Source organism: Burkholderia seminalis DSM 23518 (genome assembly GCF_902832885.1).
GTDB classification, from domain to species: domain Bacteria; phylum Pseudomonadota; class Gammaproteobacteria; order Burkholderiales; family Burkholderiaceae; genus Burkholderia; species Burkholderia seminalis.
In genome coordinates, this window is record NZ_CADFDK010000006.1 from 204,579 (window position 1) to 216,094 (window position 11,516).

13 protein-coding genes are annotated in these 11,516 nt (G+C 69.3%); 4 read left to right on the top strand and 9 right to left on the bottom strand.

What is annotated here, in order from left to right; all coding sequences use genetic code 11:
• Nucleotides 1-121 precede the first annotated feature (121 nt).
• On the bottom strand, nucleotides 122-799 hold the full coding sequence (locus HWX00_RS20340; protein WP_080287996.1) for a hypothetical protein: 678 nt from the start codon (nucleotides 797-799) through the stop codon (nucleotides 122-124).
• A gap of 750 nt (nucleotides 800-1,549) precedes the next feature.
• On the opposite strand from HWX00_RS20340, the gene HWX00_RS20345 reads away from it, so the two are divergent.
• Nucleotides 1,550-2,938, top strand: a complete 1,389-nt coding sequence (locus HWX00_RS20345; protein WP_175027820.1) for a DHA2 family efflux MFS transporter permease subunit — start codon at nucleotides 1,550-1,552, stop codon at nucleotides 2,936-2,938.
• Nucleotides 2,939-2,947: 9 nt separating this feature from the next.
• On the opposite strand, the gene HWX00_RS20350 is transcribed toward HWX00_RS20345, so the two are convergent.
• Nucleotides 2,948-3,328: a DUF4377 domain-containing protein gene (locus HWX00_RS20350; protein WP_059556593.1), complete on the bottom strand. Its 381-nt coding sequence runs from the start codon at nucleotides 3,326-3,328 to the stop codon at nucleotides 2,948-2,950.
• Nucleotides 3,329-3,733: 405 nt separating this feature from the next.
• Between HWX00_RS20350 and HWX00_RS36890 the strand changes: the two genes are divergently transcribed.
• The 3 genes from HWX00_RS36890 to HWX00_RS20365 all read left to right on the top strand — a co-directional run bounded on the left by HWX00_RS36890 (nucleotide 3,734) and on the right by HWX00_RS20365 (nucleotide 5,880).
• A complete protein-coding gene (locus HWX00_RS36890; protein ID WP_226103898.1) occupies nucleotides 3,734-3,898 on the top strand; it encodes a hypothetical protein in 165 nt (54 codons plus the stop codon).
• 166 nt (nucleotides 3,899-4,064) lie between these two features.
• Nucleotides 4,065-4,511: a hypothetical protein gene (locus HWX00_RS20360; RefSeq protein WP_059556594.1), complete on the top strand. Its 447-nt coding sequence runs from the start codon at nucleotides 4,065-4,067 to the stop codon at nucleotides 4,509-4,511.
• Between the two features lie 172 nt (nucleotides 4,512-4,683).
• Nucleotides 4,684-5,880: a tyrosine-type recombinase/integrase gene (locus HWX00_RS20365; protein ID WP_175027821.1), complete on the top strand. Its 1,197-nt coding sequence runs from the start codon at nucleotides 4,684-4,686 to the stop codon at nucleotides 5,878-5,880.
• 70 nt (nucleotides 5,881-5,950) lie between these two features.
• Here the strand turns inward: HWX00_RS20365 and HWX00_RS20370 are convergent, their stop codons facing one another.
• The 7 genes from HWX00_RS20370 to HWX00_RS20400 all read right to left on the bottom strand — a co-directional run bounded on the left by HWX00_RS20370 (nucleotide 5,951) and on the right by HWX00_RS20400 (nucleotide 11,251).
• A complete protein-coding gene (locus HWX00_RS20370) occupies nucleotides 5,951-6,169 on the bottom strand; it encodes a YXWGXW repeat-containing protein (RefSeq protein ID WP_049031193.1) in 219 nt (72 codons plus the stop codon).
• A 57-nt stretch (nucleotides 6,170-6,226) separates the two neighbouring features.
• Nucleotides 6,227-7,384, bottom strand: a complete 1,158-nt coding sequence (locus HWX00_RS20375; protein ID WP_034191276.1) for a DUF1501 domain-containing protein — start codon at nucleotides 7,382-7,384, stop codon at nucleotides 6,227-6,229.
• A 2-nt stretch (nucleotides 7,385-7,386) separates the two neighbouring features.
• Nucleotides 7,387-8,781, bottom strand: a complete 1,395-nt coding sequence (locus tag HWX00_RS20380) for a DUF1800 domain-containing protein (RefSeq protein WP_059556597.1) — start codon at nucleotides 8,779-8,781, stop codon at nucleotides 7,387-7,389.
• Between the two features lie 254 nt (nucleotides 8,782-9,035).
• Nucleotides 9,036-9,539: a periplasmic heavy metal sensor gene (locus HWX00_RS20385; protein ID WP_049031188.1), complete on the bottom strand. Its 504-nt coding sequence runs from the start codon at nucleotides 9,537-9,539 to the stop codon at nucleotides 9,036-9,038.
• On the bottom strand, nucleotides 9,536-9,955 hold the full coding sequence (locus HWX00_RS20390) for a hypothetical protein (RefSeq protein WP_034191273.1): 420 nt from the start codon (nucleotides 9,953-9,955) through the stop codon (nucleotides 9,536-9,538). Before HWX00_RS20390 ends, HWX00_RS20385 begins: the two co-directional genes overlap by 4 nt.
• Complete coding sequence (locus tag HWX00_RS20395; RefSeq protein WP_080287995.1) at nucleotides 9,952-10,725, bottom strand: RNA polymerase sigma factor; 774 nt, start codon at nucleotides 10,723-10,725, stop codon at nucleotides 9,952-9,954. The genes HWX00_RS20390 and HWX00_RS20395 overlap by 4 nt, the downstream gene beginning before the upstream one ends.
• A 226-nt stretch (nucleotides 10,726-10,951) precedes the next feature.
• Nucleotides 10,952-11,251: a YXWGXW repeat-containing protein gene (locus tag HWX00_RS20400; RefSeq protein ID WP_034191652.1), complete on the bottom strand. Its 300-nt coding sequence runs from the start codon at nucleotides 11,249-11,251 to the stop codon at nucleotides 10,952-10,954.
• Nucleotides 11,252-11,516 lie beyond the last annotated feature (265 nt).

Here is an 11,516-nt window from a genome sequence, read left to right on the forward strand (position 1 = left end):
GCGCGCGCAGTTACGTCGACATGGGCGGCTGACTCGCAATCAGCATATAAAACGCAAACAGCAAAAAACCCGTAACCACAAGGGTTCTTTTCCACTAGTTACGATTTCTCAAAACAAGTCGCTAAAACCGGTACGAAATCCCGATCTGCAAGACCGGATACCACCGGTATCGCGACATCACCTGTCGCAGTTGATCGAGCCCGCTCGCGACCAGGATCTGGCTCTTCGCCGGTCCGGCCGCGGCGGCCAGTTCCGGCGACAGCGAGTACGAACATTTCGGAATCCCGTACGCGACGCCGATATCGGCGACGAATCCGAGCCCTTTCGACGCCGGCCGGTGCCCGTAGCCGATTCCTACGTACGGCATCACGGTCGGATAACGCGCTTGCGCGACCGCATACATCCCCGGCAACGCCGGATAGCGCTTGCCGCCGAACACGTACGTGCCGTTGGTCGGTACCGACACACCGCGAAGCTCGTCGTCGTTGAAGCGCAACCCGAGCGTCGCGCGGAAGCCGCTGCCGCGCCACGGAAAGATGTCCGCGTACAAACCGCCCTGACGCAGCTTCAGGTCGTCCTGATAGCGATTGCCGGCCACCGTGAAGTCATGCGAAAGATCGATCGCATTGAAATCCGCATGCGCGCCCAGCATCGAATTGAAGCTGACGGCCGCACCGATGCCGACGCCCTGCGTACCGCCCTGCAGGTAGATTTCCTGCGCGTGCGCACTCGCGGCAAACACCACCGCGATGAATGCCCATTGGTTCACTGTCGTTTTCATGGGCGCCTCCCCCGACATGTGCCGGGCGCGACGCCCCGCCGCACGCGGCCTTCGTCGCGATGCGCGGTGCGAACCCCGGCACGACACCCTGCAAGCAAGCTTGCTGTTCGACGGATCGGGAACGCGTTGCCCCGTGCGCATGACCGATACGACATGCGCGGCGCCTGCGTCGCGGCACACGACGCCCCGCGCCCCGATCCGATCCCCGGTTTGTTTCGATGTCGTTACATGCCGCCGATGTGCAATCGTTCTGGCGAATCCGTCTGCACCGGCGGCACCGGGTCAACCGCAAGCCACGTGCCATGCTGCGCAAATCGAAGCGGGGAAAGCGTGACCGGCGCGCACGGGCGGCAACGCGGGTCGCGATGACGGGAAAATGTTTCAGGAACGTATCCGTATTCGGCGCGCCAGGCCGAAAGACGCGATTGACGGTCTTGCAAGCCGATCGCGCGATGCCTGTGAAACGAGGCCGGACGGCCGTCAGCGCACGCGCGTCGCCATGGCGATCAATCGTGTGCAGAGGAATGCGCTGGAAAAACGTTGCAAAAGTGTGCCCTCGAAACGGGCGCAAACGACGCCGATGCCACTCCGCACATGGCGAGGCAGGGTGAATACCGATGCGTGCGCATGCATCTTGTCCGTGGAGACGGACGCGGCCATCGGGCCTGGCACGCGCGGACGGCTTCCCGGCAGCCGCCGGAATCGGTACCATCGAACGCCTGAAGGCCGGCACGACGCCGGCCCGGCCGTCGTACCCTGCCTTTTGCCATGTCCCGGGAACCCACACACTCCGCGCTGCTCTGGATCGTCGCCGCTGCGTTCTTCATGCAGTCGCTCGACACGACGATCGTCAACACCGCGCTGCCTTCGATCGCCCAAAGCCTGCATACGTCGCCGCTCGCGATGCAGCCCGTCGTGGTCGCCTACACGCTGATGATGGCGATGCTCACGCCGGCGTCCGGCTGGCTCGCCGACCGGTTCGGCACGCGCCGCGTGTTTTCGGTCGCGATCCTCGTGTTCGTGCTCGCGTCGATCGGCTGCGCGGCGTCCCATACGCTCGGCCAGCTCGTCGTCGCGCGCGCCGTGCAGGGCATCGGCGGCTCGATGCTGCTGCCGATCGGGCGGCTCGCCGTGCTGCGTCGCGTGCCGGGCGAACAGTACGTCGCGGCGATCGCGTTCGTGTCGATCGCCGGCCAGCTCGGCCCGATCGTCGGGCCGACGCTCGGCGGCTGGCTCACACAGGCGATTTCATGGCACTGGGTGTTCATCGTCAACGCGCCGGTCGGCGTGGTCGGCTTCATCGCGGTACAGCGCTACCTGCCGCACGACCAGGCGACGCAGCCGCCGCCGTTCGACTTCGTCGGCTGTGCGCTGCTGTCGGCCGCGATGATCGCGCTGTCGCTCGCGATCGACCCGCCGATGCCTGCACATCGTGCCGTGTGGGCGGCCGGGCTCGCCGTGGTCGGACTCGCGAGCGCGCTCGCGTACCTGCCGCATGCGCGGCGGCGCGCGCAGCCGCTGTTCCGGCTCGGACTGTTCCGCGAGCCGAATTTCGGGTCCGGGCTGCTCGGCAACCTGCTGTGCCGGATCGGCACGAGTTCGGTGCCATTCCTGCTGCCGCTGCTGATGCAGGTGCAGCTCGGCTATACGCCGCTGCAGTCGGGGTTGATGATGCTGCCGGCCGCGATCGCGGGCGTGATCGCGAAACGCTGGATCGCGCCGCTCGTGAAGCGGTTCGGCTATGCGGCGTTTCTGGTCGTGAACACGGCGATCGTCGGCTGCGCGATCGCCGGATTCGCGCTGGTATCGGCACGGCCCGCGCCGGTGCTGGAAGGCGTGCTGCTGATCGTGTTCGGCACGGCGAACTCGATGCAGTTCGCGGCGATGAACGGCGTGACGCTCAAGGGGCTGTCGCATGCCGACGCCGGCAGCGGCAACAGCCTGTTCACGATGATGCAGATGCTCGCGATGGGCCTGGGCGTGTCGATCGGCGGCGGGCTCGTGAACCTGTTCGCCGCCGGTTGGGGCTCGATGGCGCACGGGTTCATGCTGTCGTTCGCGTGCATGGGGGCGGTGACGCTGCTGTCGTCCGCCGTGTTCCGGCGGATCGATACGGCCGCGCCGCCGGCCGGTGCGGCGGCGCGGCCCTCGGCATGAACGCCGCCGTCAGTTCGCCTGACGGCGTTCGACGACGCGCTTGAGTACCCAGCGGATCGACGAGCCGTCGGCCGGCGGCTGCGCGACGCGGTATTCGTCGATTTCGAGCGTGTACAGGTAACCGGGCTGGTACGCGAACCCTTCGATGCCGGCGTACCACAGGCTCCACGGCTCGCTCGGACTGCTGCGCACCTGCAGGCACTCCATCGGCGCGACGCCCGTGCAGCGCGCGGACTGCGGCGCGACGTAGACGGTCTTGGTCACGGGCCTGGCGTCGGGCGCGCGGGCAGCACCGGATGCCGTGGCGGCCGCGTCGGTCTGGCATCCGGCGAGGAGCGTGCTGCCGGCAATGACGGCCGCGCCGAGCAGCGTTCGGGTCTTGTGAATCATCTGAGGTTCCTCTGGGAGCATTGGAGGGCCGATTAGACGACCCGCGCGGCGAGAAAGTTCACAATTACCTTACAAAACGCATCTGACCACCCGCATTTTGCCTCGGACGAGATCTTCGCCGAATGCGACGGCCCGCGCGTGCGCGGCGGCACGCCCGAAGCGTCGTATCCGCTGGAGGACCGCAAGCGGCAGAAGCTGATCCGCCAGGTGCGCGCGGAACGCACGGGTGTCATCACGCTATCGGTCGCGCACGCGATTGCGGTGTCGCGCCCGTCCGGCAAGCCCCTCTCAACGTGCTGATCCGGGCGGTACGGTTGAGCGAGTGGTCCGGGGACGATCCGCGCGGGCCGGCGCGCGATCTTCATCCGCGATGCCGAGCGCAAGTCACAGACGCCGCACGACGTCGTGCGCAAGCCGTTCGACCTCACGCCGGCCGAGACCGTGCTGGCGCTCGCGATCAGCAAGAACACCGCGCGCCCGTACCTGCGTGCGATCTTTTCGAAGACGGGCATCACGCGGCAGGCAACGCTGGTGCGGATGTCGTTGAACAGCGGGCTGTCGCTGGGGTGACGCGCACGATGGCCGCTGTACCGCGACCGGCATGCCTGAAACACGTTGCATGCTCGTTCCGCGTGGCCCCATAATCGGCCGGCACAAGCCAACCCGACAGCCGAAACCGGCGCGGGCGACAAGAGCCGCCGCATCGGCCGGCCAATCCGATTCGAGGGCAAACGAGATGGCACTCCGAACGATCAGACGTTCGATCTTTGCGGAACGGATGCCCGGCGCGACGCTGGGCGCGTGGCTGATGCTCTTCGTCGTGTGGTGCATCACGAGTTTCAATGCGGCACGCGGGATAATCGACACGATTCGACACCCTGAAGTACTCCTTGCGATTCACGTCAAGCCCATGTTCTGGGCAGGCATCGCATGGATGCTGCCGATGGTCGCCGCTCCCGCGATCGGCGGGATCTTGCTCTTCAACCTGGGCCGTCAAAGGCGCTGGGCCAGAACGTGGACGCTCGGATGGATCTCGCTCAGCCTCGCACTCAGCACGCGCTCGATGCTTGAACACGCACCCGGCTCCACCCTTCGATTGGCGGATTGCCTGCTGGTCATCGCCGCGCTGCTGCTATTGACGCCGAACAGCAGGAAGTGGTTTGGGGAACGGCGCCCGCTGTAGGCCGTGCCCGTCACCCGGTCGACCAGCTGACCGGGATCATCGCGATCGGTACTCGCCGCTTTCTTTGCCGCGCCCCGTTCAGGTACCATCGGCGCTTCCCGATACGCTTTGACGCGTTGCCATCGTCCGCCCGGCCAGGTCCGCGCGGTTCGCGCAACGCGCCGCCCCTCGCATGCCCTCTCCGGTTCCGTCCGACGCCGTGCTGCGCCCGCTGCCGATCGATGCGCTGACCGTGCCGGCGGCGCTCGATGGCCGCACGGGCACCAACCGCTCGGGCAACGCGCATCCGCAGATCGCCGCAACCCATGATCTCGACGCCGTGCGCGCGTGGCTCGCGCGCTTCGTCGACACGCCGACCACGTTCCAGAACTACCGCAAGGAAGCCGAACGCCTGCTGCTGTGGGCCGTGATCGCATGCGGAAAGCCGCTGTCGTCGCTCACGCACGAGGATCTCGTCGTCTACCGGCAGTTCCTGCTCGCGCCGGCACCTGCCGAGTTGTGGTGCGCGAACGGCGGCCGCAAGCATCCGCGCGACGATCCGCGCTGGCGGCCGTTCTACGGGCCGCTGTCGCCGGCCAGCCAGCGGCAGGCGCTGGTGATCCTGAACGTGATGTTCTCGTGGCTCGTGCAGGCCGGCTATCTGGCCGGCAATCCGCTCGCGTTGTCGCGGCAGCGCCAGCGCCGGCCCGCGCCGCGCGTCACGCGCCATCTCGGGCAGCCGCTGTGGCAGTCGGTCAAGGAGGCGATCGCCGCGATGCCGCGCGACGATGCGCGCACGCGCTTCCATGCGGATCGCGCGCGCTGGCTGTTCACGCTGCTGTATCTCGGCGGGCTGCGCATCACCGAAGCGGCCGACACGACGATGGGCCAGTTCTTCTGCCGGCGCGACGCGAACGGCCACGATCGCTGGTGGCTCGACGTGACGGGCAAGGGTGGCCGGCAGCGGCTCGTGCCGGCCACCGACGAGATGATGGCCGAGCTGGCGCGCTACCGGCGCGCCCACGGGATGCCGGCGCTGCCGTCCGACGGCGAACCGACGCCGCTCGTGCTGCCGGCCGGCCAGGTACGCAAGCCGCTCACGCGCGCGGCGCTGCACCGGATCGTGAAGCAGGTATTCCGGCAGGCGGCCGACCGGTTGCGTGCGAACGGCGAAGCCGGCGACCAGCAGGCGCGCGTGCTCGAACAGGCGTCCGCGCACTGGCTGCGTCACAGCGCAGGCTCGCACATGGCCGATGGCCGCGTCGACCTGCGGCTCGTGCGCGACAACCTCGGCCACGCATCGCTCACGACGACGAGCCAGTACCTGCACGCGGACGACGACTGGCGGCATCGCGAAACGGAGGAGAAACACCGGATCGGGTGGGACTAGGCGGCGTGCCGCCGCGCCAATACGCGCCCCCGCTTCCCGGCCTCCCCGTCGCTCGGCACGTCACGCGAGGTCAGTACACGGCCACCCAGTGCCCGGGCACCCACGCCCAGTGATTGCCGGCCCACCGGTAATGCCCCTTCGCCCAACGATAACCGGGCGCCGGTGGCGGCGGCGCCACTTCGACGACGGGCGCCGGCTGCGGCGGCCGCACGGGTTCGACCACGCAGGCGGACATCAGCACGGCACTCGCGCTCACCAGCATGGCCAACGAAACGGTCCGGATCTTCATCATCAATTCTCCCTGTTATGTCATGGTCCAGCGAGGACGAGCGCGGCCTGGGCCGCGTCATGCCGCACCGCGAATCAGGCCGGTCATCGGCCGCGTCGCGCCGCTTTCCGCGAACAGCGCGGATGCGGTGCGGCGCGGATCGAGCCGCAGGCTTTCGGCGGCCGCGCCGGCGATCAGCGCGTCGAGCGACGCGGTCGGCTTCAGGTCGCGCCCTTCGTACAGGTCACCCGGCCGCAGCCCCGGCCAGTCGGCGATCACACGGCCGCCGGCAACCGCACCGCCCGCGAGCATCGCGACCGACGCCTGCCCGTGATCGGTGCCGCCCGTGCCGTTGACCGCCGCCGTGCGGCCGAACTCGGTCGCGACCAGCACCGTGGTCTGCTGCCACGCGGGCCCGAGGCCGTCGCGCAACGCGGCAAGCATCGTGTCGAGCGCTTTCAACTGGTTCGCGAGTCGCGCGTTCTGCGCGCTGTGCGTGTCCCAGCCGCCCGTCTCGATCATCGCGATCCGCGGGCCGTCGTCGCGCGCGAGGAACGTCGCCGCGAGCTTGCCGACGCCGGCGGGATCCTGCCGCGCCTGCGCATCACCGGCGAGGCCGCGCGCGTCCATCGCCGACTGCCACAGCGGGCCGAGCTGCGCATCGGCCTCGTAGAGCGACGACACGCGCGCGAGCAGGTCGTCCGGCGCGGCCGGCAAACCGGATGGCGCATACGACGCGGCCTGCACGGTGCCGCGCAACGCGAGCGGCACGGTCGGCGCGAACGCGATCGCGCTTTCACGCGTCGCGGGCAGCAGCGCGGCAAGCCGGTTCAGCCAGCCGTCCTTCACCTGGTACGGCGCACGGCCGCCCGTTTCGAGCACGTTCTGGCCGTCGAAATGCGAGCGGTCGCGGTACGGCGACGCGATCGCATGAACGAACAGCGCCTGCCCGTCGCGGTACAGCTGCGCGGTCTGCGCGAGCGACGGGTGCAGCGCGAACGTGCCGTCGAGCCGCGTTGCTGCCGCCGTGTCGATCGCGAGCGGACCGCGCAGCGACGCATACGCGGGCTCCGCATACGGGACGACGATGTTCAGGCCGTCGGCCGCGCCGCGCTGGATCACGAACACGAAGCGGCGGTCGGTCGCGACGTTCGCGAACACGATCCGCGGCGCGACGAGGATCGCGCCCGCGCCGGCGGCGGCAACGCTCAGGAATTGTCGGCGTGACAGGGCCATGGTCATCTCCGTTGGAAATCGGGCGAGACGAGCAGCAACGCGAGCGATGTCGTCGCGCTTTCCGCGCGCGACAGTGCGGTCGCGGTCGGCGTGCTCATCGAACCGGCGAGCAGCGTGTTGCCGAGCGTGCGCGGATCGAGCCGGTCGCCCGTGCGCGCGGCCAGCCGCTGTGCGATCTCGACACGCCGCACGAGCGCGTCGGGCGCGGCCCAGCTCGCGGCGACGTCGTCGTAGCCGGCCGGCGAGCCCGGCCGCCACACCGGCTGGCCGAGCTGCGCGAGCAGCGGCGCGGCCTTCAGGTCGCCCGTGTCGCGCCAGCCGAGCCCGCGCAGCGACGACACGGCCCACTCCCACGGCGTCTTGAACTTGCGATTGACCGGCGACCACGCGTCGGGCGCATCGACGAGCGCGCGATAGACGGTCGGCAGGTCGCCGCCGCTCGCATCGAACGCGCGGGCCAGCCGGTCGGTCAGCGCGGGCGGCGGATTGTCGGCGACGAAATGACGGGCGAGCTGGAACGCGATGTGCCGGCCCGTCGCATCCGAACGCGCGAGGTCGTGCAGGATCGCGCGTGCCTGGGCTTCGCCCGGCTGGTCGTAGGTGCGCCCCATCACCGTGCGCGTGCCCGGTTCGTGCAGCTTCGGGCGAAACACGAACGCACCGGGCGCGGCATCGCCCGGCTGCGGCCCTCGCCCGCCGGCGATGCTCCAGCCGGTCAGCGCACGCGCGAATTCCGTCACGTCCGCTTGCGTGTAGCCCGTGCGCACGCCGAGCGTATGCAGCTCCATGATTTCGCGCGCGAGGTTCTCGTTCAGCCCGCGCCTTGCCGACGGGTTGCGTGCCTCGGCGCGCAGCGCGGCCGGGCTGTCCGGGCCGACCGAGCGCGCCTGGTCGAGGAACACCTGCATCGCGGGATGCTGCTCGACGGCGACGAGCATGTCCTCGAAACGACCGAGCACGTGCGGGCGGATCGCGTCGCGTTCGAACGCGCCCGCATATGCGGCCACCTGCCCCTTGTCGACCGACACCGCGAAATGGTTCGCCCAGAAATGCACGAGATGTTCGACGAATGGCGTGGACGTGTTCAACGCGCTGTTCATGCGTGCGGTGACGGCACTGCGATACGCGTCGTAGCCGTCACGCCGGATCGACTGCGCGGTCGCGCGTTTCGCAGCCGCGTCGTCGCCCGTCATCGTGTTGCGCGCGTTCGCGAAGCGCGTCGCGAGCGCAACCGCATCGGGCTCGCCGGCCCACGCGGCGGGCCGCGCATCGTAACGGTCGAATTGCGCGACGAGCGCCGCCTTCGGGTCGGCAGGCGGCGCTTCGTCGGCGCGCGCGCCGAGACCGAAGCGGTTCAGCGCGATCGCGGCCGGCGTAATGTCGTTCGGGTGGTCCATGACGGGCTCTCTCGCGGTGCGTACCCCTGTTCAACGCGGGCGCACCGGGAAATCCGTCGCGGGAATCGCAAATAAATATCGATCGGGGAACGCGGGCGCAGTGACCGGCGGAAGGCTCGTCGCACGGCAGCGCACGTCACGAATGAACGAACAACGACGATGACGACGCAAGCCAGCGGAAAGGCGCACGCATTGCACGTGCCCGAGCGCGCGCGACGGCGACACGCGGATCGCGCGCCGCCGTCACGCAAGGCTCATTGACTCGCCGGCGGGTCAGGCTTCTTCTGCAGCTTCGGCGGCAAGCGCCAGTTGCCGCTGTGCTGCAACCCGTCGACGAATTTCATACGCTCGTCGGGCGTCAGCGTCGCCGCGAAATCGACGACGCTGCGCTCGACCTGCGCACGCATCGCGGTATCGGCCGCGCGCGTGCGATCGAGCGCGGCGTCGATCGCCGCGCGATCGAGTTGCGGCGCGGCGAGCAGGTCCAGCACGGTGATCCGGCCGTCTCGCCCTTCGCGTGCAAAATCGCGGCCGGTCTTGCGCGCCGCCTTCAACGCGGCGGCGAATTCGCGCTGTCGCGCCTCGGGCAATTCGTCCGCCGCGAAACGCAACGCGGTGCGCGATGCCGGTGCGCCCGCCGCATGCAGGTCGCGATGCGTCGAGAACCACTGATAGGCACCGCCGCCGATCGCGCCGAGCATGAACACGTTCAGCACGACCGAGCCGACGAGGATGAATTTCCAGCCACGTTCAGTCATTCATCGCTCCAATCGATGCTCGGACCACCGAACGTCGTCGTCAGATAGCCCGATTCATGCTGTGACGGCGGCGCGCTGCCGAGCATCAGCATCGACACGGCCACCGCGCCCGCGAGCGCACCGGCCAGGCCGACGCCCGCGAACGCCGCGCCCGACCACCACACATTGCCACGCCGGCGCGCGCGCCGCGGCGCGGGCGCCGTCGCGACGATACGCTCGACCAGCGACGGCGCGGGCGGTGCGACCGTGTCGCACGCGAGCCACGCATCAAGGTCGGCCGCGTCGTCCAGCGCCAGCAGCGCTTCGCGCGGGTTCGCCTGCGCCCATGCTTCGGCGGCCGCTCGCTCGCCGGCCGGCCAGCGCCGCGCGTCTGAGCCGTACGCGGCGACGATGGTACGAAATCGTTCGGGTGTCATCGCTTGTCCTCGCTAGGTGGGTCGCCGGCCAGCTGCGCGCGCAGGTTGCGCCTCGCACGGGCAAGCAGGCTTTCCAGCGCATCGACGGTGATGCCCATCAGGTTGGCCGCTTCCACATTCGACATTTCCTGATAGTACTGGAGCACCAGCGCTTCCCGCTGCCTCGGCGGCAACGCGGCCAATGCCTGCCGCACGCGCGCGTCGCGCGAACGCAACTCCGCATGCGCGGCCGGCTCCGGTTGCGTGTCGGGCACGTCCGGCAGCGTATCGACGGGCTCCTCGCGGCGGCCGCGCAACCGGTCGTAGCAGAGATTCAGCACGACGCGATGCAGCCACGTATCGAAGCGCGCCTCGCCTTCGCGCCAGCGCGGCGCATGGTTCCAGATTCGCAAGAACGTCTCCTGCGCGACGTCCTCGGCTTCGTTCCGGTCGCCGAGCATGCGCGTCGCCAATGCGAGCAGCCGCGGCAGCTTGCGCGCGACCAGCACGCGCACTGCCGATGAATCGCGCGCGCCGACGCGCGCGACGAGTTCCGCGTCCGGATCGCGGTCGTCGCGATCGTTCAACGCCGCCCGCTCCGTCTCGCGGCGCGCGGGCGCCGCCCTGTGCCGGCAGGGATACCCGCCGCCCGGCTGAAGCTCATCGTCGTGCTCTCCTTGCATGCGTCGGGCCATCACCGGACGGCGCCACGCCGACTGTTCGTCGACGCCGTGCGCATCGCACACGGCGTCGGCCACGTCCGCTTCATCGACATCCGGTTCGCGCGGCATATCGATCCTGTCTGCCGGCCGCGCGACCGGCGGCCGGCGCGCTCAATATACGACGACCGGCGCGGGCCGGTAATACACCGGTCGGGCCGGCACCACGACGCAGCCGGCCAGCACCACGGCTGCGGCCGCCAGGATCACGATGGTTCGGAAAGGCATCGCTTCGACTCATGATGTTGCATGAAGAATCCGTCGCGCCGGCACGGCGTGCCGCGCGACGTCGTACGCATCAGGCCCAGTGGCCGGGCACCCAGCGCCAGGCCGGCCCGCGCGCGGCCCAATGCCCCGGTACCCAGTGATAACCGACACGCACCACTTGCCAGTGGCCCGGAATCCACACGTAGCGCCCTTGCCGCCAGTGCCAGTGCCCCTGGTCCCAGACGTAGCCCGCACGCGGCGCGGGCATCACTTCGACGCGTGGCGGCGGCGGGGCGACAGGCGCGACGATCACGGCCTGCGCGAACGACGCGGATGCCGCCAGCGCGGCCACGCAGGCCACGGCAAATCGCAATGGAACGGAAAGTTTCATGAAAGACTCCGAAGTAACGGGCATCGACCGGTTGCGGCCGTTCATGCGTTAAACGGCGCGGGCGAAGCGATTCCGTCGCGGAATCCGCAAATAAATTCCAGACGGACCGAACGGGATTCGGCGCGGGTCGGACGCCACGCCGCGCGATCGCGCGTATCGGCTGCCGCCCAGCCGGGTTGCGGCGCTGTCACAACGCGGCAAAACTGCCCTTCGACAATGCATGCGACCGGGATCCCGCTCGTTTCCGGCCCATGCCCCGGCCGCG

What these genes read in the sequence shown, in the direction of transcription:
- HWX00_RS20350 (WP_059556593.1), bottom strand. Translation starts at nt 3,328, where the DNA reads ATGATTCACAAGACCCGAACGCTGCTCGGCGCGGCCGTCATTGCCGGC.
- HWX00_RS20340 (WP_080287996.1), bottom strand. Translation starts at nt 799, where the DNA reads ATGTCGGGGGAGGCGCCCATGAAAACGACAGTGAACCAATGGGCATTC.
- HWX00_RS20385 (WP_049031188.1), bottom strand. Translation starts at nt 9,539, where the DNA reads ATGACTGAACGTGGCTGGAAATTCATCCTCGTCGGCTCGGTCGTGCTG.
- HWX00_RS20390 (WP_034191273.1), bottom strand. Translation starts at nt 9,955, where the DNA reads ATGACACCCGAACGATTTCGTACCATCGTCGCCGCGTACGGCTCAGAC.
- HWX00_RS20370 (WP_049031193.1), bottom strand. Translation starts at nt 6,169, where the DNA reads ATGAAGATCCGGACCGTTTCGTTGGCCATGCTGGTGAGCGCGAGTGCC.
- HWX00_RS20380 (WP_059556597.1), bottom strand. Translation starts at nt 8,781, where the DNA reads ATGGACCACCCGAACGACATTACGCCGGCCGCGATCGCGCTGAACCGC.
- HWX00_RS20365 (WP_175027821.1), top strand. Translation starts at nt 4,684, where the DNA reads ATGCCCTCTCCGGTTCCGTCCGACGCCGTGCTGCGCCCGCTGCCGATC.
- HWX00_RS20375 (WP_034191276.1), bottom strand. Translation starts at nt 7,384, where the DNA reads ATGGCCCTGTCACGCCGACAATTCCTGAGCGTTGCCGCCGCCGGCGCG.
- HWX00_RS20345 (WP_175027820.1), top strand. Translation starts at nt 1,550, where the DNA reads ATGTCCCGGGAACCCACACACTCCGCGCTGCTCTGGATCGTCGCCGCT.
- HWX00_RS20395 (WP_080287995.1), bottom strand. Translation starts at nt 10,725, where the DNA reads ATGCCGCGCGAACCGGATGTCGATGAAGCGGACGTGGCCGACGCCGTG.
- HWX00_RS20360 (WP_059556594.1), top strand. Translation starts at nt 4,065, where the DNA reads ATGGCACTCCGAACGATCAGACGTTCGATCTTTGCGGAACGGATGCCC.
- HWX00_RS20400 (WP_034191652.1), bottom strand. Translation starts at nt 11,251, where the DNA reads ATGAAACTTTCCGTTCCATTGCGATTTGCCGTGGCCTGCGTGGCCGCG.